The sequence below is a fragment of the Porphyromonas loveana genome (assembly GCF_003096695.1).
Lineage (GTDB): Bacteria > Bacteroidota > Bacteroidia > Bacteroidales > Porphyromonadaceae > Porphyromonas > Porphyromonas loveana.
The window spans coordinates 1-21,352 of record NZ_QEKY01000013.1; the positions used below are offsets into that span (position 1 = coordinate 1).

19 protein-coding genes and 1 pseudogene are annotated in these 21,352 nt (G+C 50.7%); 17 read left to right on the top strand and 3 right to left on the bottom strand.

Features of this window, described 5'->3' with window-relative positions; genetic code table 11:
• The 3 genes and pseudogenes from C7382_RS07675 to C7382_RS07685 all read left to right on the top strand — a co-directional run.
• Positions 1-240, top strand: a pseudogene (locus tag C7382_RS07675) (glycosyl hydrolase); the annotation flags it as partial.
• 190 nt (positions 241-430) lie between these two features.
• Positions 431-3,802, top strand: coding sequence for a glycoside hydrolase family 2 TIM barrel-domain containing protein (locus C7382_RS07680; protein ID WP_116679708.1), 3,372 nt, complete (start codon positions 431-433; stop codon positions 3,800-3,802).
• A 48-nt stretch (positions 3,803-3,850) separates the two neighbouring features.
• Complete coding sequence (locus tag C7382_RS07685; RefSeq protein WP_116679709.1) at positions 3,851-4,939, top strand: phosphotransferase enzyme family protein; 1,089 nt, start codon at positions 3,851-3,853, stop codon at positions 4,937-4,939.
• Between the two features lie 306 nt (positions 4,940-5,245).
• On the opposite strand, the gene C7382_RS10245 is transcribed toward C7382_RS07685, so the two are convergent.
• Entirely contained in the window at positions 5,246-5,377 is a 132-nt protein-coding gene (locus tag C7382_RS10245; protein WP_262499712.1) for a hypothetical protein, read from the bottom strand.
• Positions 5,378-5,781: 404 nt separating this feature from the next.
• Between C7382_RS10245 and purH the strand changes: the two genes are divergently transcribed.
• The 6 genes from purH to rodA all read left to right on the top strand — a co-directional run bounded on the left by purH (position 5,782) and on the right by rodA (position 13,131).
• Complete coding sequence (purH, locus tag C7382_RS07690) at positions 5,782-7,305, top strand: bifunctional phosphoribosylaminoimidazolecarboxamide formyltransferase/IMP cyclohydrolase (RefSeq protein ID WP_116679710.1); 1,524 nt, start codon at positions 5,782-5,784, stop codon at positions 7,303-7,305.
• Between the two features lie 65 nt (positions 7,306-7,370).
• Complete coding sequence (locus C7382_RS07695; protein ID WP_116679711.1) at positions 7,371-8,390, top strand: rod shape-determining protein; 1,020 nt, start codon at positions 7,371-7,373, stop codon at positions 8,388-8,390.
• Positions 8,391-8,414: 24 nt separating this feature from the next.
• Positions 8,415-9,302, top strand: coding sequence for a rod shape-determining protein MreC (gene mreC / locus C7382_RS07700; protein ID WP_116679712.1), 888 nt, complete (start codon positions 8,415-8,417; stop codon positions 9,300-9,302).
• Positions 9,302-9,820 (top strand): rod shape-determining protein MreD, encoded by a 519-nt coding sequence (gene mreD / locus C7382_RS07705; RefSeq protein WP_116679713.1) that lies wholly within the window; start codon positions 9,302-9,304, stop codon positions 9,818-9,820. The genes mreC and mreD overlap by 1 nt, the downstream gene beginning before the upstream one ends.
• Positions 9,813-11,678, top strand: a complete 1,866-nt coding sequence (gene mrdA / locus C7382_RS07710) for a penicillin-binding protein 2 (protein WP_116679714.1) — start codon at positions 9,813-9,815, stop codon at positions 11,676-11,678. The genes mreD and mrdA overlap by 8 nt, the downstream gene beginning before the upstream one ends.
• Positions 11,668-13,131, top strand: a complete 1,464-nt coding sequence (rodA, locus tag C7382_RS07715; protein WP_116679715.1) for a rod shape-determining protein RodA — start codon at positions 11,668-11,670, stop codon at positions 13,129-13,131. The genes mrdA and rodA overlap by 11 nt, the downstream gene beginning before the upstream one ends.
• A gap of 32 nt (positions 13,132-13,163) precedes the next feature.
• Here the strand turns inward: rodA and C7382_RS07720 are convergent, their stop codons facing one another.
• The gene (locus C7382_RS07720; protein WP_116679716.1) at positions 13,164-14,375 is read right to left on the bottom strand and encodes a DUF6080 domain-containing protein; all 1,212 of its coding nucleotides are present in this window, start codon (positions 14,373-14,375) and stop codon (positions 13,164-13,166) included.
• A gap of 86 nt (positions 14,376-14,461) precedes the next feature.
• Complete coding sequence (locus tag C7382_RS10090; protein WP_165815140.1) at positions 14,462-14,635, bottom strand: hypothetical protein; 174 nt, start codon at positions 14,633-14,635, stop codon at positions 14,462-14,464.
• Positions 14,636-14,749: 114 nt separating this feature from the next.
• On the opposite strand from C7382_RS10090, the gene C7382_RS10095 reads away from it, so the two are divergent.
• From C7382_RS10095 to C7382_RS07755, 8 genes are all read left to right on the top strand, one after another.
• Entirely contained in the window at positions 14,750-14,908 is a 159-nt protein-coding gene (locus C7382_RS10095; protein WP_165815141.1) for a hypothetical protein, read from the top strand.
• A gap of 15 nt (positions 14,909-14,923) precedes the next feature.
• Entirely contained in the window at positions 14,924-16,783 is a 1,860-nt protein-coding gene (locus C7382_RS07725; protein WP_116679717.1) for an oxaloacetate decarboxylase, read from the top strand.
• A gap of 98 nt (positions 16,784-16,881) precedes the next feature.
• Positions 16,882-17,214 (top strand): translation initiation factor, encoded by a 333-nt coding sequence (locus C7382_RS07730; RefSeq protein ID WP_116679718.1) that lies wholly within the window; start codon positions 16,882-16,884, stop codon positions 17,212-17,214.
• 198 nt (positions 17,215-17,412) lie between these two features.
• On the top strand, positions 17,413-17,667 hold the full coding sequence (locus C7382_RS07735) for a DNA-binding protein (RefSeq protein WP_116679719.1): 255 nt from the start codon (positions 17,413-17,415) through the stop codon (positions 17,665-17,667).
• Positions 17,668-17,784: 117 nt separating this feature from the next.
• Positions 17,785-18,900, top strand: coding sequence for a universal stress protein (locus C7382_RS07740; RefSeq protein WP_116679720.1), 1,116 nt, complete (start codon positions 17,785-17,787; stop codon positions 18,898-18,900).
• Between the two features lie 276 nt (positions 18,901-19,176).
• Positions 19,177-19,662, top strand: a complete 486-nt coding sequence (locus C7382_RS07745) for a hypothetical protein (RefSeq protein ID WP_116679721.1) — start codon at positions 19,177-19,179, stop codon at positions 19,660-19,662.
• Between the two features lie 18 nt (positions 19,663-19,680).
• A complete protein-coding gene (gene rsmI, locus C7382_RS07750; protein WP_116679722.1) occupies positions 19,681-20,406 on the top strand; it encodes a 16S rRNA (cytidine(1402)-2'-O)-methyltransferase in 726 nt (241 codons plus the stop codon).
• A 16-nt stretch (positions 20,407-20,422) separates the two neighbouring features.
• On the top strand, positions 20,423-21,277 hold the full coding sequence (locus C7382_RS07755) for a Cbp1 family collagen-binding glycoprotein adhesin (RefSeq protein WP_116679723.1): 855 nt from the start codon (positions 20,423-20,425) through the stop codon (positions 21,275-21,277).
• The last annotated feature ends 75 nt before the right edge of the window (positions 21,278-21,352 follow it).

A 21,352-nucleotide genomic window follows, 5' to 3' on the forward strand; every position in this document is an offset into this window, starting at 1 on the left:
ACTGCCAAGAAAGTAGGCGGACACGGTGGCATGGACTACATCATGGACTACCGACTCATCTACTGCCTGCGCAACGGATTGCCCCTCGACATGGATGTATATGACTTGGCAGAGTGGTGCTGTCTGGCCGAATTGAGTCGTCTCTCGATGGAGAACGGATCGGCACCTGTGGCCATTCCGGACTTTACGCGTGGTAACTGGAAGAAGGTGCAGGGGTATAGACATGCGATGGTGAAGTAATTTAATTTGGCTGCGTCATAAAAGGCGAACTGCGGCGTTGCCTACAACTCTCAAGTTCGGTCATATACGATTGTATACTCCCGTCACTCTCGCTTTTGGCGCCTTGCATTTCACCTTTTAAGACACAACCACTCTCAGAATGGGTGAAAGCACCTGTATCCTTTTCTAACACTACCAAAGAGACGGAATTATGAGATATTTTCGATGGACACTTGCGGTAACTTTGGCTGCCGCAAGTGTCGTTTTTGCTCCTCGCGTACAAGCTGCCGATCCGCTGTTGCCCTACTGGAAAAATGTGCAGGTGGTGCAGGTGAACAAAGAGCCGGCACGCTCTGCTTTTATGACCTATGCCGACAGAGCCGAGGCGTTGACCGGACGCTACGAGAAGAGTACTTACTATCGGCTCCTCAACGGTACGTGGAAGTTTCTCTACGTGGATAGTGAGGCGCAGCTCCCAGCCGGTGTCACCGATGCTGCCACATCGGTGGACGGCTGGCACGACATCCGTGTGCCGGGCAACTGGGAGATACAAGGCCATGGTGTAGCCATCTATACCAATCATGGGTATGAGTTCCGACCGCGCAACCCGCAGCCGCCCACACTCCCCGAGACCAATCCCGTGGGGGTGTACCGTCGCGATATGGAGATCCCTGCCGAGTGGATGGAGCGCGACATATACCTCCACCTCGCAGGGGCGAAGTCCGGCGTTTACGTTTATATCAACGGGAAGGAGGTAGGCTATAGCGAGGACTCGAAGAATCCGGCCGAGTTTCTGATCAATCCTTATGTGAAGCCCGGTAAGAATGTCCTCACGCTCAAGATCTATCGCTGGAGTACCGGCTCCTATCTGGAGTGTCAGGACTTCTGGCGCATAAGCGGTATCGAGCGCGATGTATTCCTCTATGCACAGCCTCGCGCAGCGGTGAGGGACTTCCGTGTCAAGTCCACTCTCGACGACAGCTACCGCCACGGCATATTCGTGTTGCAGACCGATTTGCGCAATCGTCGCGCTGTCCCAGCCGAACTATCCATGACTTACGAGCTCCTCGATGCCGACGGGAAGACGGTAGCTGCCGAGACGCGTGCGGAGCGTCTCTTAGCCGGCGAAGAATGTACGCTCACCTTCGAGAACCGTCTGGAAACCGTCCGCGCATGGAGTGCCGAGCATCCTCATCTCTACAAGCTGGTGATGACGCTGCGCGAGGATGGTCGTGTGAGTGAAGTGATCCCTTTCAATGTGGGCTTCCGCCGTTTCGAGATCAAGCCGATCGCACAGACAGCGGGCAACGGACAGTCGTACGTATGCTTCTTTGTCAATGGGCAACCCATCAAGTTCAAGGGGGTGAACATCCATGAACACAATCCCGAGACAGGGCACTATGTCCCCGAAGAGCTGATGCGTCGCGACCTGGAGCTGATGAAGCAGCACAATCTGAATGCCGTCCGCCTCTCGCACTATCCACAGGACAGACGTTTCTACGAGTTATGCGACGAGTATGGTCTCTACGTCTATGACGAGGCCAATATCGAGAGCCACGGCATGTACTACAACCTCCGCAAGGGAGGGACACTGGGCAACAATCCCGAATGGCTGGGTGCACACATGGATCGGGTGATCAATATGTTTGAGCGCAACAAGAACCATCCCTCTGTCACCATCTGGTCGCTGGGCAACGAAGCAGGCAACGGCTACAACTTCTACCAAGCCTACCTCTGGCTCAAGGCTGCGGACAAGGAGCTGATGGATCGCCCCGTCAATTACGAGCGCGCGCAGTGGGAGTGGAATACGGATATGTACGTGCCGCAGTATCCCGATGCTAAGTGGCTGGAGACCATCGGGCAGTCGGGCAGCGACCGTCCCGTCGTGCCCTCCGAGTATGCACACGCCATGGGCAACTCCACCGGCAATATCTGGGGACAGTGGCAGGCCATCTACCAATATCCCAATCTCCAAGGGGCTTTCATCTGGGACTGGGTGGATCAGGGCATCAGTCGCACCGACGAGCAGGGCCGTCACTATTTTGCTTATGGTGGTGACTATGGCGTGGATGCACCGAGCGATGGCAACTTCCTCTGCAATGGCCTTGTCAATCCCGATCGCAGCCCGCATCCAGCCATGCAGGAGGTGAAATATGTGCATCAGAACGTCGGTTTCGAGGTGTTGGATGCCCGTGCCGGACGATTCCGGATTACCAATCGTTTCTACTTCACCAATCTGCGGCAGTATCGACTCCGCTACACCGTATCGGCCAATGGCAAGACCCTTCGCTCCAAGACTTTCACCTTAGACCTCGAACCACAGGCTTCCGCGGAGTATACAGTACCCATCGACGGACTCAAGGCAGAGGCCGGCGTGGAGTACTTCGTAAACTTTAGCGTGACCACGACACAGCCCGAACCGCTCCTTCCGGTCGGCCACGAGATCGCATACGACCAGTTCCTATTGCCCATCCATGCGGACAGGGTGGCCTATCAGTCCCACGGGCCGGAGCTGTACGCGAGCGAAGAGGAGGGGCGTCTGCGTGTGCAGTCGTCCAAGGTCAGCTTTGTTTTCGACAAGCAGAAGGGGCTTGTCACTTCGTATCGGGTCGATGGGGTGGAGTTTTTTCCGGATGGCTTCGGTGTCCAACCCAACTTCTGGCGTGCTCCTACCGACAACGACTATGGCAATGGTGCTCCGCTCCGTCTGCAAGTGTGGAAGGAGTCGAGCCGAGACTTCCTTGTCACCGATGCCGAATTGGCGAGGGAAGGTAATGCGGTGTTGCTTCGTGTGACCTATCTCTTGGCGGCGGGCAATCTCTATCACATGACCTATAAGATACACCCTGACGGCGTGGTGCATGTGCGCAGCCACTTCACCTCGATCGACATGATCGCTGAGGAGCATGAACTGTCCGAATCTACGCGTACGGCCACATTCTCCCCGGGCCGAGAGGCAGCACGCAAGGCGGCTGCAGCCATCGAAGTGCCGCGCATCGGAGTGCGCTTCCGTCTACCTGCAACGATGAAAAGTGTGCGCTACTTTGGTCGCGGTCCGCAGGAGAACTATATCGACCGCAATCACGGTGCCACAATCGGTCTTTATTCCACGACGGCGGAGCAGATGTATTATCCCTATGTGCGTCCGCAGGAGAACGGCCACCGCTCCGATACACGCTGGTTTTCGCTCAGCGGTCAGGGTGGGGGACTGGTCGTCGTGACGGATGAGACCATCGGCTTCAATGCGCTGCGCCAGTGCGTCGAAGATTTTGATTCGGAAGAGGCAAGTCACTGCTCCTATCAATGGAGCAATTTCTCCCAAGCTGAAATAGACGGACGCGATGAGAGTAAGGCGCGCAACGTATTGCGCCGTCAGCATCACATCCATGACGTACCCGTGCGTGACTATGTGGAGGTGTGTGTGGATATGAAGCAGCAAGGCGTGGGTGGCTATGATAGCTGGTCGGCTCGTCCCGAACCGGAACATCAGCTCCCGGCCAATCGCGACTATACCTGGGGTTTCACCCTTGTGCCCGTGCGATCGGCGGCACAAGCTACGCAGGCGGCACGCTACGCTTACTGAGCATCGGATGGCACATTGTAATAATAGAATATCAATAGAATAAGAGTAATGAAACAATTGTCAGATATAGTAGCTCGCTTCCGCATCGCCGGTAGTGTGGCCGAGATCGCTCCTCTGGGAGCAGGGCTTATCAACGATTCGTACCGAGTGCGAACCGGAGGGACGGACACGCCCGACTACGTGCTCCAGCGCATCAACCACGCCATATTCCAAGACGTGGACCTGCTGCAAGCCAATATCACCGCAGTCACGGCACACATCCGCCGCAAGCTGACGGAGGCGGGAGCCGATGACATCGACCGCAAGGTCCTCTCTTTCATCGAGACGGAGGAGGGCAAGACCTACTATTACGACGGTGAGAATTACTGGCGTGTCATGATTTTGATCCCCCGCTCACAGACGTTCGAGGCTGTCACGTCCGAATCTTCCCGCCATGCGGGGCAGGCATTCGGTCTTTTCCAAGCCATGCTCGCCGACCTGCCCGATACATTGGGCGAGACCATCCCCGACTTCCACAATATGGAGTTCCGTCTCCGCCAGCTGCGCGAAGCTGTGGCCACTGATGCCGTCGGCCGTGTGCAGGAGGTGCGCGACTACATCGGGGAGATAGAGAAGCGTGCCGAGAGTATGTGCCGAGCCGAGCAATTGTATCGCGAAGGAAAGCTCCCCAAGCGGGTATGCCACTGCGATACGAAAGTGAACAATATGCTCTTCGACGAAGACGGGCGCGTGCTATGCGTCATCGACTTGGATACGGTGATGCCCAGCTTTATCTTCTCGGACTATGGCGACTTCTTGCGCACGGGGGCCAATACGGGAGATGAGGACGATAAAGACCTCGATCGGGTGAGCTTCGACATGGCTGTCTTCCGAGCCTTTACCGAGGGTTATCTGTCGAGTGCTCGCGCTTTCCTCAAGCCTGTCGAAATAGAGCATCTGCCTTATGCCGCAACGCTTTTCCCCTATATGCAGTGCGTGCGTTTCTTGGCGGACTACATCAACGGCGACACCTACTATAAGATCCGTTATCCCGAGCACAATCTGGTGCGCACGCGTGCACAGTTCAAACTCTTGCAGAGCGTCGAAGAGCATTTGCCCGAGATGAAGGAGTTCATCGCCCACTGCCTCCGCGCCTAATGGTCGCCACTCTGTATTCTCCACTATTAAGAGCAACACTCTTACATTCGAAAGTTAGACTCTAACTTCCTGCCGTCCTTGAGCAGAGAGAGGAAAGTAAAGCCGGTCTTCCTATCCACATAACGTCAGTATTGCTTCGCTGCCTGACGCCCCTATAATTCCATTTCGATGTCCCCTATACGCTCCTTGGCTTCGATAATGGGCGGGCGATCGAGAATACTTTTGCACCCCTTTATCCCTTATAAAGGATAGATTTGTCCTCGACTGAGGACAGAACTGTCCTTACCTAAGGACAAAACTGCTTTTCTATATAATCGGCATTGGTGTCGCCAACGAACGCTTACGAGAGCATAGGCTATGACGACAATAGGTATAGAGCTTACCGCCCTGCCATTTGTCCTCGTGAAGCCATTTGTAGAGCGTTGTCTTTCCGATCATCGGGCGGTCGGAACGGCGTAAACGACCCGAAATCTGTTCTGGCCACCGGCGCTGCTCTACCAATAAAACCTCTGCCTCGCGATGCATCGAGGGCGTGAACTTACGCGAAACCTTACGCCCGCTTTTGCGCTCAATGATGAGCGTAAACTTTATCCAACGAGTTACGCCTAACCCCTCCCTACTTATCGTACTAGCAGATTGACCATATCACTCCTGTCGAACTTGACCTTATCAGCCGGCGGGCCACTACCCGCTGGCTACTTCTTTTACTAATCTCTATCGCTCTATAACAACTGTGTTGCTCTTGAGGGGGGAATGTGCACACGCGAATCACTCAATTTATCTCTCATTATCTCTCAGAAAAAGCACTACCTTTGTAACTATTCCTAATTGGCTACACATTAATAGTAATGGAAAAGGTTATTCGCAGAGCGCTCATTTCGGTCTATCATAAGGATGGATTGGCCGAAATACTGGCCGAACTAAATAGACAGGGAGTCGAATTCGTATCCACCGGCGGGACGCATGATTTCATCACTTCACTCGGATATTCATGCCGCGCAGTCGATGATTTGACGCGCTATCCGGCAATGCTCGGAGGAAGAGTGAAAACATTGCATCCGATGGTGTTCGGCGGTATTCTGGCTCGTCGCGGACATGAAACAGATGTACGCGAAGTAAACGAGTACGACTTGCCGCTGATTGACTTGGTGATTGTTGATCTCTATCCTTTTGAGGAGACCGTGGCCTCGGGAGCATCGGAAGAAGATATTATCGAAAAGATCGATATAGGTGGTATTTCGCTTATCCGTGGTGCTGCCAAGAACTTCGAGGATGTGGTGATCATTTCTTCTAAATCCCAATATGCCGGTTTCTACAACCTCCTCAAAACCAAGGGTGGCCAAACGTCTCTTGCCGAACGCAAGCACTATGCGCGTGAGGCCTTCGCTGTAAGCTCGGCCTATGACAGTGCCATCTTCCGCTACTTTGATGATGGAGAGCAAACGGCTTTCCGCATGGCAGCAGACAGCCCTAAGGTGCTTCGATATGGTGAAAATCCTCATCAAAGAGGATACTTTTTCGGGAACTTCGAGCGTTATTTCGACAAACTACAAGGGAAAGAGATCTCTTACAACAACCTCCAAGATATCGAGGCTGCCGTATCGCTTATCGGTGAATTTACTGCTCCGACCTTTGCTATCCTCAAGCATACCAATGCTTGTGGTATAGCTTCTCGTGGTACGCTCATCGAGGCATGGCAGGCTGCTCTGGCCGGAGATCCTGTGTCGGCTTTTGGAGGGATTCTTGTAACGAATACGCCCATCGACAAGGAGACGGCAGAGGAGATCGATAAGATCTTCTTTGAGGTAATCATCGCTCCCGATTACGACAATGCGGCTATGGAGTTTCTCACCCGTAAGACCAACCGCATTATTCTTCTGCAAAAAGAACCAGTGCGGGAACAATGGCAGTTCCGTTCGATGTTTGGTGGTGTGTTGATGCAACAGGTGGACGGAGTAACAGCAAAGGCTACGGATTTGGAACCAGTAACACCTGTCGTACCTACGGCAGATGAGACCGATGACCTCATCTTTGCCAATAAAGTGGTCAAGCACAGCAAGAGCAATGCCATCACATTGGTCAAGGACAGTCAGCTCTGTGCCAGTGGTGTGGGACAGACGTCTCGTGTGGATGCTCTCAGACAAGCGATAGAAAAGGCAAAGAGTTTTGGCTTTGATCTCAACGGTGCTGTGATGGCCAGCGATGCTTTCTTCCCATTTGCGGATTGCGTAGAGATCGCGGCAGAGGCCGGTATCCGTGCCATTATCCAGCCCGGAGGTTCCATCAAGGACAATCTGAGTATCGAAGAAGCGACGAAGAGAGGTATCGCCATGGTAATGACCGGCGTAAGACATTTCAAACATTAGTAATCAAAGGGCAATCTGCCGTCTGCCGCAGACGGGAAAGACGGCCGAAAACAGAATAAATTAAGATGGGACTATTTTCTTTTCGCCAAGAATTAGCAATAGACTTGGGTACTGCTAACACCATCATCATCAAGGATGGAAAAGTTGTTCTTGATGAGCCTTCGGTGGTAGCTTTCGATCGTCGTACTGACGAGATGATAGCAGTGGGAACAGCTGCCCGCGAGATGTACGAGAAGGGACACCAGCATATTCGCACTGTACGCCCGTTGCGAGATGGTGTGATCGCAGACTTCAAAGCTGCTGAACAAATGATCAGTGGTATGATCCGCATGATCAGCAAAAAACATCGTTGGATTCATCCTTCGCTCCGTATGGTGATCGGCATCCCTTCCGGCAGCACCGAGGTGGAGATGCGTGCTGTGCGCGACTCCAGCGAGCATGCCGGTGGTCGTGACGTGTACATGATATACGAACCCATGGCTGCCGCAGTAGGTATCGGCATAGATGTTTTGGCTCCAGAAGGCAATATGATCGTGGATATAGGTGGTGGCACTACGGAGATCGCAGTGATCTCGCTCGGAGGTATCGTGATGGATCAGTCCATCCGAGTGGCCGGTGATGAGCTGACCAACGACATCATGGACTATATGCGTCGCGAACATAATGTGAAGATCGGTGAAAGAACGGCAGAACAAATCAAGATCAATGCAGGTGCTGCTTTGGAAGAATTGGAGTCCCCCCCCGATACTTATCTGGTATGCGGTGCCGACCAGATGGATACGCTGCCTCGCAAAATACCTGTAAGCTATAAGGAGGTGGCACATTGCTTGGAGAAGTCCATCGTGAAAATCGAAGCTGCCATCTTGAAGGCACTGGAAGAGACGCCCCCCGAACTTTATGCTGATATTGTTAAGAATGGTGTATTCTTGACTGGCGGAGGAGCCAAATTGCGTGGCTTGGATAAGCGGCTGAGCGACCGCTTTGGCATAACGTTCCAAGTTGCCGAAGAGCCCTTGCTGGCAGTAGCCAAAGGTACCGGCATCGCACTGAAGTACGTTGATACTTTCAATTTCTTGATACGATAAGATCTCTCTTCTGCATGCCTTTACATGCGTAAGCTCATAGAGTTTATTATACGACATCGCCATTGGCTGTTGTTCCTTTTTTTTGAGACAGTAGCCATTGTCGTACTTTTCAACGACAGCCTCTATCACCGTGCACAAGGCTTGTCGGCGGTCAATGCTGTGACCGGCCGTGTCAATAGTTTGACAGGCGAATTGCGTAGTTATATGGGACTTCGTGAGAAGAATCGTATTCTATTGGAGGCCAATGCACGATTAGAATTGGAGTATATATCGCTCAAACGGGCTGTGGAGGCAGCCGTCGCCGATTCGGTGCGTCCCTTGCTTTTCCAACCCGATTCTTTGCATCTCGTTCCTGTTGAGATGAAGTATTTGACTGCTCATGTAGTCAATGCTTCCTACAATCGAATTGAAAACTTCCTAACGATTGACAAAGGCCGCGCCGATGGTGTACTGCCCGAGATGGGCGTCGTGTCGGCTACGGGAGTTGTCGGTGCCGTTACGGCTGTGTCGGATCATTATGCCCTTGTGATACCGATTATTAACCCAAAGTTCAAGCTTAGTTGTAGGCTCAAAGGAAGCGAATATGTAGGCTCGATATTGTGGGAGAATCCGGGAAGTCGCATCGCTCAATTGACCGATTTGCCTCGTCATGTGGAGCTGTCACAAGGTGACACGGTGGTGACAAGTGGCTATTCCTCAATCTTTCCTGCCAATCTGATGGTGGGACGCGTGGGCAAAGTCGGAACGAAAGACAAACCGCTGGATGAAAGAAACTCCTTTAGCGCCGTTCCTGTGGAGTTGTCCACAGACTTTGGTCGTCTGACAGATGTGTACGTGATCATCCATAAGTCCGAGGAGGAGCGTTTGGATCTGGAGGAAGCGAATAATATCCCCAAAACGGAAGTTCACTGATGTTTAGAGAGTTAAAGTTTTTGGTCGCTGCCGTGTTGCTCATCCTTTTGCAGGTATGGGTCTTCAACTATATTTACCTATTCAGGATAGCTACGCCTTTCCTCTACATTTATCTGCTCATGCTTCTGCCTCTCAATACGTCCGTCACCTCGCTTTTGTGGCGTTCGTTCATCGTTGGGGCGGTCATAGATATACTTAGCGGTGTGCCCGGGTTGCATGCTGCTGCGTTTACAGTTGTGGCTTTTGTGCGCAATCGTTTGGCACAGCGCTTCATGGAGAAGGATTCGGAGCTCGAGTATCCGCCTTCGTCTCGCAACCTGAAATCCGGAGTCTATATACTCCTATTGGAATTAACCGTCATACATCATTTTCTACTTTTTGTCCTCGACTTTTGGAGCCTACAGAATATCTCATATCTGCTGATGCGTATGGGAGCAAGCATGCTGTTCACGTATTTGCTGTTGCTTATTACGAACTCGCTCTTCGGTAAGAGAATGAAAATGTCAGAAAATGAGTAAGCAGCCCAAAGATCGTCACGACAATCATCGATTTCTGTTAGTGATCGCTACGATAAGCGTGGTGATCATCTATGCCATACGTCTTTTCTATCTCCAGATTTTAAGTCCAAACTACAAGGCTCGGGCGGAGGGAAATGCTTTTTACCACAAGCCAGTCTATCCTTCGCGTGGTGTTATATATGACAGGAATGGTGAGCTTCTTGTCTATAACGAGCCTGCTTATGACCTCATCGTCATCACCAAAGAAGTAGGAGACTTTGATACCCTTGCTCTTTGTAGGACCTTGGATGTCGAGCTTGATTATGTGCGTAAGCGTTTTCAAGACATCAGAGACCGACGACTCAACCCAGGCTATTCTCCCTATGTACCACAGCTTTTGCTCGCTCAACTCAATCCGCGCGAGGCCGGACGCTTTCAGGAGCAACTGTTCAAGTACCCGGGTTTTTCGATCCGCCCCCGAACCATCCGTCAGTATAAATACCACGGTGCCGCGCACGTACTCGGCTATCTCTCTGAAGCGGATATGCGGGATTTGGAGGGTGACAGCTCATTGATTGCCGGCGACTATGTGGGCAGAAGTGGAGTAGAGCGCCAATACGAAAAAATTTTGCGGGGAGACAAAGGGACTGAAATCCTACTGCGTGATGCTCGTGGCCGTATCAAAGGCCGTTTCTCGGATGGAAAATACGATTCGCCGGCAGTACCCGGACGAGACCTGACGCTCTCGATTGACAGCCGATTGCAATCTCTCGGTGAAAGACTCATGCAAGGAAAGCGTGGTGCTGTAGTCATGATCGAACCGGAGACGGGCGAAGTCCTTTGTCTTGTTTCTGCCCCTTCTTACGATCCTGTCCTCCTTGCCGGAAAGGATAGGGGCAAAAATCATCGCATACTCGAACAGGATCAGAACAAACCACTATATGCCCGAGCGATACAGGCAACCTATCCGCCCGGATCCACTTTCAAACCGGCGCAAGGAGCCATCTTTCTGCAAGAAGGAGTGATCACTCCCACAGTTGCCTTTAGTTGCCATCACGGTTTTCCTCCACTCAATAACAGACCTGCCTGCCACAGCCATTCTTCGCCTGTGAGCCTGATCCCGGCCTTGGCTACCAGTTGCAATGCATACTTCTGCTGGGGACTCAGAGCCATGCTTGACAATCGTGGTTACTACCCCTCGGTGCAGGAAGCGCTTGAGCATTGGAAAAAACGGATCGTGGAGCTCGGCTTTGGCTATAAATTGGGCCTTGACCTGCCCGGAGAACGCAGGGGGTATATCCCCAATAGCAAGGTCTATGACAAAGCTTATAAGGAGCGATGGAATTCCTCCACTGTTATTTCAATCTCCATCGGCCAGGGTGAAATTCTGGCCACTCCGCTGCAGATAGCCAATTTGGGAGCTGCCATCGCCAATCGCGGACGCTACCGCAGACCTCATGTCGTGAAGAGTATTCAAGGTATGCCTATTGATACGGCTTATACGAACTGGCAGGACAGTGGAATCAGCTCTGTCAATATGGAATATATCGTCGCGGGTATGGCGCAAGCTGTCGTAGGAGGTACTTGCTATGCAGCCAACTTTGCGCCCGGAGAAATCGAGGTCTGTGGCAAAACCGGTACGGCTGAGAATCCGCATGGAAAGGACCATTCGGCTTTCCTTGGCTTCGCTCCACGCAATCATCCCAAGGTGGTTGTCGCCGTTTATGTAGAGAATGGTGGTTTCGGAGCCTACTTCGGAGTCCCCATCGGACGCGTGATGATGGAATACTATCTCCGCGACGGTAAGCTCTCCCCTGAAGGAGAAGCTATAGCAAACAGAATGTCCAATTCAGCAATTCATTACAGCAGTGTATTCTAACGGAGATCGGACAGACTATAAGAAGCGGATCGATTGGTTTACCATCGCTCTCTATTTATTGCTGGTCGTAGCTGGTTGGTTTGCCATTTGTGGAGCCAGCTATGACTTCGATATGTCACGTCTTTTTGCTTTTGGCAGTCGTCCCATGATGCAGCTCTTGTGGATTGGATTGGCAGTCGTCATCGGTTTCATGGTTTTGCTCATCGAGACCGATATATTCGAATCATTGGCTCCCGTATTCTATGTCGCCATGTTGGGGTTATTGGCTCTGACCATATTTATAGCCCCTGACATCAAAGGATCACATTCGTGGCTCGTCATCGGTCCTTTACGGCTACAACCCGCGGAGTTCGCCAAGGTCACAACAGCTCTTTTTCTCGCATGGAAGTTGAGCCAGAGCGACTTCGTCCTTCGGGGAATGAAGTCCTATGTCTATGCATTCGGGATTATTTTCATCCCCGTTTTGCTCATCTTGATGCAGAATGAGACCGGTTCGGCGCTTGTCTATGTGGCATTCTTTCTAGCACTCTACCGTGAAGGACTCACAGGAATCTTCCTTGGCATTGCATTCTGTGCCGTGCTCTTTTTTGTGACTGCGCTGAAGCTGCAGGGCGATCTCTGGTGGGGGCATACCGACGCTGCCGAGTGGTCTGTGGTAACGATGACCTCCCTCATAGCCATTCTATTGGTGAGGCTGTACACCAAGGAGCGTAGTCGATTCTATTGGTTGGCATTGGGACTCACTGCTATCGCTTACGGTGTCTCCATCGCTCTTTCATATTTCGTACCGGTCAATTTCCTTTGGACAGCATATGGTTTGCTTGTTCTTTTGGTCGTATGGGTATTGGTGATGGCCGTAAGGCGTTATCTGCTTGCCTATCTCCTGATTGCTGTCTTTGTTCTTGGGTCGATCGGTTATCTCTTTTCGGTGGACTATGTCTTCAATGAAGTGATGCAGCCGCATCAACAGATGCGTATCAAGGTCGCTTTGGGCATTGAGGAAGATTTGCGAGGAGGGGGATATAATGTAGATCAGTCCAAGATCGCCATCGGTTCGGGCGGATTCCTCGGGAAGGGATTCCTCAAAGGAACACAGACGAAGCTCAAGTATGTGCCCGAACAGGATACCGATTTTATCTTCTGTACTGTAGGTGAGGAGCAAGGATTCGTTGGCTCCATCCTTCTTCTCATTACTTACGCCACCTTGATCATAAGGATAGTCTGGTTGGCAGAGCGCCAGACCAAAGTTTTCTCACGCGTCTATGGCCATAGCGTGGCAGGCATTCTGCTTTTCCACCTCTCCATCAATGTGGGTATGGTCATCGGTCTGGTACCTGTGATCGGTATCCCTCTTCCTTTCTTCAGCTATGGGGGGTCGTCTCTTTGGGGGTTCACTCTCTTGATCTTCATCCTCCTTCGGCTCGATGCCGACCGGGATCCTCGCAAGAGGTGATCGTCTTGCCGATTTCTTCTACTCTTCTTTCATCACAGATGGAGCCTCTCGAGAATGACCGAGAGGTTGTGAACGACCTGCGCCAGGACCAAAATCAGAACGACAGCGTCCGCCATGTGCATCTTTCGTCCCTGCATAGCATGATATATCCATCCCAGAAGCATTGGCCAAAGAAAAACCCAGTGTCCGCCAAATATGATCGCTTCGTTCATTCCATATCCGCCAATGACATTGACAGCTATATCGACAGACAGATATAGCAGTAGGAGCCAGACAAGTTTTTCTCTCCTGTTGAGCAATGGGGCGGCGATTACGGTAGCCAGAAAGAGTAGAGGGACGGCATAGTTCCACAGCCCATGATAGGGTGTGGGGCGGAGCGTAGTCTCCTCGTACCTGCGTGCCGATGCCAAATCGCTGATCAAAAGCGGGTGACCGAAGTACTCGGCTATCACCTCATCGCCTCCTTGACGGAACTCAAACATACGGATGGCCAGTGTGCGTGGATCGTTCTCAGACTGTTGTTGCTTGGCAGCCCGATAGGTAAAGAGCAGTCCGATAAGAAGTACACAGAGACTGAATACGGCAGCCAGTGCAGCCCCTTTCTTTATTCTTGACCCCAAAGAACCTTTTTCCAATAGGAATGCCAGTGCCGGTTTGGCTACGTTGGTCAGTGTAATCCCACCGAGCAGAAAAGAGAAGAACCAAATACTATTCTTCCCGAAACTGTGGTGGCGCTTGTGATTGAGTGACAGGACTACGATGGAGAGTGGCAGCAAGAAGAAAGAGAGCGGATAGCTTTCTATCGTAAAAGGTAGTGTCAGCGCCGTGAAACTACTGCCGACGAGAAGTGTCAGCAATACACTTCTTGATACTGACAGCCGTAGCAGGCGGCGGAGATAGGCATAGGTAGCAGTGATACCACCTGCCGTGCACAGCGTCATCAGTGCGAGACAGATGGCCAGTGCAGAGCGTTCTCCGGCCAAGGAGACAAAGCCGAATCTATTGAGGGCGTAGAAGAGGTTGAGAAACGGATGGCTTACATCGAACACGCCGCCGGCCGTCTCGAAGCGATAATAGTTGTCATATCCGAGATAGGCCCCAATCAATCCGCCGTGTGGCGTCAGCATTCCCGTGGAAGCGATGTGGAGTGTCAGTAGTCCGTATAACGCGCTGAGGACAATCATTACCAACGTCTCCTCTCTATATCGGAGAGCCAATGCTCTGATGCTGCTCTTCTCTTTCATTCGGTCGATTCCCTTTGTTCTATATCACAAAGCTACTCCAAAGTATGCGATTCGACTCTTGTCTTGTCCCAATATGTCAGTAGAGATCAAGCAGAAGTCAAAGCTCCTTGGCCGATTTTTAGACCAAAACTCGGAGAAATCATGCGCCAAAATCCATGAAAAATCGCGCCAAAATTTTTTCGATTTGGCGCCATATTTTTTTGGAAATGGCGCGTTTTTCTTCCAGAATATGCGCCATGTTTTTTTACGTCATACTCCATCCTTTTTTGCTGCCGGAATGGTCGGATACCCCTCGATGCCTCCATCGCATGATGGTCAGTCCTGTATCATGCTTCCCGTGTGACCACAATCCCGCCTCTTCTATATCAAGAAGTATGGATGTAGCTGTTCATCATTTTTTCTTGCAGGATAGAGGAGTAAAAAACATTCCGGAGGGAATAATGATAGAATTATTTAAATACCTTTGCTGCGGTCGTCGGTTACCTTGGCCGGTATTGAGTAAGAAAGAAGAAGTCAACAACATAACAACATAAATCTCCTGCAACAAGATGAAGAAGGAAATCAAGTTTAGCTTGCTGTACCGCGATATGTGGCAGTCATCAGGCAAGTACCAACCGCGAAAGGATCAATTGGAACGAATCGCTCCCGTCATCGTGGAAATGGGCTGTTTTGCCCGAGTGGAAACGAATGGTGGTGCATTCGAACAGGTGAATCTCCTGTACGGAGAGAATCCTAACAAAGCTGTACGTGCATTTACCAAGCCGCTGAACGAAGCCGGCATCCAAACGCATATGTTGGACCGTGGTCTCAACGGTCTCCGTATGTATCCCGTACCTGCTGACGTGCGTCGACTGATGTACAAGGTGAAGAAGGCACAGGGTGTGGACATTACACGTATTTTCGACGGTCTCAACGACGCGCGTAACATCATTCCTTCCATCAAGTATGCACTGGAAGCAGGGATGATTCCGCAGGCTACGCTCTGCATCACATTCTCGCCTGTGCACACAGTGGAGTACTACTCCAATCTGGCCGACGAGCTGATCGCAGCCGGTGCTCCCGAGATCTGCCTCAAGGATATGGCCGGTATCGGTCGTCCCCACTTCCTCGGCCAGTTGGTGAAGTCTATCAAGACCAAGCATCCCGAGGTTATCATAGAGTATCACGGTCACTCAGGCCCCGGCTTCTCCGTTGCTTCCATGCTGGAAGTATGTGAGAATGGTGCCGATATTATCGACGTGGCCATGGAGCCTATTTCATGGGGCAAGGTGCATCCCGATGTGATCACCATCCAGCAGATGCTCAAGGATGCCGGCTTCAAAGTGCCGGAAATCAATATGGATGCCTATATGCGTGCTCGTACGCTGACACAGGAGTTCATAGATGACTTCCTCGGCTACTTTATGGATCCGTCCAATAAGGAGACAAGTTCGCTTCTTGTGGGCTGTGGACTCCCCGGAGGTATGATGGGATCAATGATGGCCGACCTCAAGGGTGTGCATGCAGGTATCAACATGTTCCTCAGAGGCAATGGACAGCCCGAGATGACTATTGACCAACTGCTTGTACGTCTCTTCCAAGAGGTTGAGTATGTATGGCCACGTCTGGGTTATCCCCCGCTCGTGACACCTTTCAGCCAGTATGTGAAGAACGTCGCGCTGATGAACGTATATAATATGGTACGAGGCGAAGGTCGTTGGCAGGCCATAGACCAGAATACTTGGGGTATGATCCTCGGTAAGTCGGGACGTCTGCCCGGTAAGCTCGATCCTGAGATCATAGCGCTGGCTCGTGAGAAGGGAATGGAGTTCTCCGACGAGGATCCTCAGCAGTTCTATCCCGACGCGTTGGCGGACTATCGCAAGGAGATGGACGAAAACGGATGGGAGTATGGCGAGGACGACGAAGAACTCTTCGAGCTGGCCATGCACGATCGCCAATATCGCGACTATAAGAGTGGGATCGCCAAGGAGCGCTTTATGGCCGAATTGGAGAAAGCCAAAACTGACCAGATGGCTCAGCAGGGCTTTAGCGACGAGGACATCAAGAAGGCCAAGCGTGCCGGCTGCGATCCTATCATAGCCCCTGCCACGGGACGTATCTACTGGGAGATCGATCCGGAAGAGAAGTCTATCGCTCCTGCTATCGGTGCAGAGTTCCATACGGGTCAGCCCTTCTGCTACATTGAAAACCAATTTGGCTTTATCGAGAAGGTCTTCTGTACATTCACCGGCCGCATCACGGAAGTCGTGGCGCAAGGTACCGTAGTGCGCAAGGGCGACGAGATCGCTTATCTGCGTCCTGCCGAGAAGGAGATCAAATGGAAGGATGCCAAAGAGCCTATCGTTCGTGTAGAGACCCTGCCCGAACCACGCAAACGCATCGTCAAGACTGCCAAGAAGAAATAAGATCGTCCGGAGCGACGGTATATAATACTGTGTCAGAAGCTGTCGTGGAGGTCGAGTATCTCTCCGACAGCTTTTGTCCTATATTAAAGAATAGAACTATGAGTGACTGGAAAAGTCGGCTGGGCGTTATGTACAGCACCGATCCCAACTTCCAATATGAGCATGAGAATGATGAAGACGAGGCAGTGACTCTACCGCCGGAGAAGCAACGCCTGCGCGTCTCTTTGGACAAGAAACAACGTCGAGGTAAGGAGGTGACACTCGTAAGTGGATACGTAGGCGCTGCCGAAGACCTGACCGAGCTGTCCCGCCTGCTCAAGCAGCGTTGTGGTGTGGGAGGAGCCGCCAAGGACGGGGAGATTATCATCCAAGGCAATCAGGTGGAGAAAGTAAAAGAAATACTAAGAATCTTGCAGTACGGCGTGAAGTAAAATTGCTATCTATTCGTTCGATATAATGCTTTGTATATCAGTCGATTTACAGTTTGTCTTGGTCGTTTAGATACTTCATTTTGCCGTGGAAGAAGAAAATTATTCTTCATTTATATTTGGTGTTGTCGAATAATATGCCTAAGTTAGAGGCACGATAACAAACTGATTGTTGAACCCACAAAAAGACGTATTGCTCCCATGACAAAGACAATCACATTCAATGAACTGAGACGAATCAAAGACAGTTTACCCGACGGCGCTATGCAACGCATCGCTGATGAGTTGGGGCTGCGAGTAGAAACCGTACGCAACTATTTCGGCGGTGCCAATTTTAGAGAAGGTCGAAGCTGTGGTGTACACATCGAGGCAGGACCGGAAGGCGGTATTGTTGAGTTGGACGACACAACTATCTTAGAAAAAGCTTTGTCAATGCTTGACGAAGCGAATGCATAGCCTTAGCAGGCAGCTTTTTTCCAAGAATAAAATCAGAAGCCACCTTTGGTTCGCGACATGAAGCGACCGAGGTGGCTTTTTAGCAAGCTATACTAACCCCATCAATATGCTATTGTGATGAAAGAAGAAAAATTAGTAACCCTGGCTATCCATTCTTTTGAGAAAGCACAGGTCCTAAAGTCTCTCCTCGAAACGGAGGGTATAGAGGCTTCTCTCCATAACGTCAATCAGATCCAACCCATCATCTCTGCAGGTGTGCGAGTGAGGATCAAAGAGACCGATCTGCCTCGCGCCCTTGCCATCATAGAAGACAGCAAGTGGGACCAAGAGGAGAAGGTGGGTAAGAGAGCAAAGGAGCCCGATGATTATGTCCTCATCCCTGTTGATTTCAGCGAATACACGATGAAAATCTGTCAGCTGGGTTTCAATTTTGCCGAGCGTCGTGGACTGCGTGTGGTCTTGATGCACGTTTACATCAGTCCTTTCTTCTCTACTCCTATTACAGTAGGCGACACTGCCGTATTCCAGTTGGGCAACGAGGTGAGCCTGCGCAAGGAATACCAGCGAGTGCAGCGGTTGATGAATAAGTTAAAGAAAGATCTGCGCGAAATGATAACTCGCGAAGAGCTTCCCGAAGTCTCTTTCACGTCTGTTCTTATGGACGGTGCTCCCGAAGACGTTATCCTCAGCTATTGCAAGAGGCACAGGCCGGTACTCATCGTCATGGGGACAAGAGGTAAGTCGCGTAAGGACTCGGACTTGATCGGAAGCGTGGCTGCGGAAGTTATCGACTCAAGCAAGGTGCCGGTGCTTGTGATTCCAGAAGAAGTGCCATTCAACGATTTGAATCAAGCTAAGCACGTGGCTGTGGCTACGAGTTTTGACCAAAGAGATTTGGTACTCTTCGATTCTATGATGAAATTGCTGGAGAAGAACAATCCTTCTTATAGTATATTTAATATCTCGGCTGGAACGCCCGAATGGAACCAAGTGCAGCTTGCGGCGATGAAAGAGTATCATGCACATCACTATCCCAAGGCAAAAATCGCAGTGAGTATGCTGGACGAAGGTGATTTTTCCCTTGCTTTGGAGAAGTTTATCCGGCAAGAGAAGGTGGATATGATTGTGGTGAATACATATAGAAGGAACTTCTTTGCACGATTCTTTAATCCTAGTATGGCTCGAAGAATGCTCTTCCATGCCGGTACGCCACTACTGGTCATGCACAATTAGAGAGTCCCTGTCATAGAGACAGAAACACTACTAAGCATACAATATAATATATGTAAGGGCTGCCTTCGTATGAAATGGCAGCCTTTCTCCGTTATTGATATGTATAGAGGTGCATAGGGAGGGGTGTTTTCGCCTTGGATTCGCTCCGTAATTGTTGTCTAAAGACGAACAGAACGATGCTTTTCTGTGCATATTTGTGGCAAAATACGGCCATCTCATTATTTTTTCCGTAAGTTTGTGCCGTACAAATAAGTATTGAGTTCAAGAATCGGACTGATGAATACAGCTCGGGATGCTGATATAATAGAGGTGTTATCGCACTTGGAGCAGCTCATGGGAGATAGGCAGAAGCTGTCAGGATTGACCCGCAACGAGGTGGTTGATATATACGACAGGCTAAGCCGACTCAGTGGCGTACTCTTCCGTTTGGCATTGGCAGAACCGATGAGCGAGGCGAAGCTTATCACTCCTACGACAATAGTGTCCGAGCAGAAAGAAGAAACGAAAGAGGCGGAGACTGCAGCTACAGTCAGGTTCGATCTGAGAAAACAGGTCTCAACGCTCGATTATTTCCGTTTCAGACGTGAGCTCTTTCAGGATAACGATATGCTTATCCGTGAAGTATCAATGGAGCTGAATGCATTGCCATCAGTGGTAGATGCGACGACTTACCTGCATCAGCGGATGCGGTGGAAGGAAGATGACCCGACTGTAAATGACTTTGCAGAAGTCGTGTCGGATTTCTTCCGGAGACGAGGATAGAATTAGGTTCTTATTCTTATGGAAGGACGACTGACTATCGTGCCGACTCCCATCGGCAATTTGGAGGATATTACGCTGCGTGCGCTCAAAGTGTTGCGCGATGCCGACTTGATTTTGGCTGAGGACACACGTACCAGTAGTGTATTGCTCCATCATTACGATATTCATTGCCCGCTTCAAAGCCACCATAAGTTTAATGAACACCAAACGGCCAAAGCGCTCGCAGGACGTATTTCCAATGGCGAGCGGATAGCTTTGATATCCGATGCAGGTACACCCGGCATCAGTGATCCGGGCTTCCTCTTGGTGAGAGCTTGTGCCGAGATAGGAGTGGAGGTCGAGTGCCTTCCCGGTCCTACGGCATTAATTCCGGCATTGGTTGCCAGCGGGCTTCCTGCTGATAGGTTCGTCTTTGAGGGATTTCTTCCAGTGAAGAAAGGCCGCCAGACCCGTCTGAAGGAGTTGGCGGAAGAACCTCGGACAATGATATTCTATGAGTCGCCCTATCGGGTACTCAAGACTCTGTCCCAATTTGTGGAGAGTTTCGGTGCTGACCGTCCGGCTGCAGCTTGTCGCGAGCTCAGCAAGCTCCATGAAGAGGTGATTCGTGGTTCTCTATCCGAACTGTTAGCACACTTCGAGATTCAAACTCCGAGAGGGGAATTTGTTCTTGTCGTGGGTGGGGCAGTATCGAAAGGGAAAAATGAAGAGATAATAAATAAAGAGAACGAAGTATCACGCTAATAAAAGTATTACGAACATGAAGAAGAAATTGTTTATTGCCACAGCGCTAACTCTTGCCCTGGCATCATGTGGAAAGAATTCCAGTGCCTACAAAGAGCTGAAGATGCAATATGACTCTATCGCAGCTGTAAACAGCCAACATGAGTCAGAATTGGCTGAGATGGACTCTATCATCAGTGGTGTGCTCACAAACTTCCAGGAGATTTCTGCCATGGAAGGTATGATCAACCTCAACCCTCTGAGCGGCGACATTCGTGCCAGCCAACGGGAGCGCATCAATGACAATATGAGACTCATCAACGAGAAACTTCAAGCCAATCGTAAGAGTATTGACGATCTGACAGAAAAACTCAAGAAAAGTGGCCGTGAAAATAGCCGTCTGATGAAAACTTTGACACAACTGCGTCAACAACTCGAAGCAAAGACACAGGAGATTGATCAGTTGCGTGGAGAATTAGAGCGTAAGAACATCGCCATCGGTATTCTTGACTCTACTGTCGTTTCGCAAGGAGCTCAGCTCGAAAGTAGTGCACGTGAGAATGCTGCTTTGGCTGAAAGGAATGCTCATCAAGATCGCGAACTCAACACGATTCGCTATTGTATCGGTACAAGTGGCGACCTCAAGGAGATGAATATCATCCGCCGTGGTCAGGTTTTGACCGAAGGTTATAATGATAGTTACTTCACGAAGGCCGACCTCCGCAACCTAAGAGTAATTCCTCTGATGGCGAAGAAGGCAACCTTGCTGACCAATCACCCTGCATCATCATATGAGTTGGAACGCGGTCAAGATAAGATGCTGACGCTCCGTATCAAGGATCCTCAGACCTTCTGGAAGAACTCTAAGTTACTTGTTGTTCAGACAAACTAATCGGATTTTGTTAATCATCTGATTTTCATAAAGAGGCTGCGCCGTAATTTGTTTACGACACAGCCTCTTTCTTTA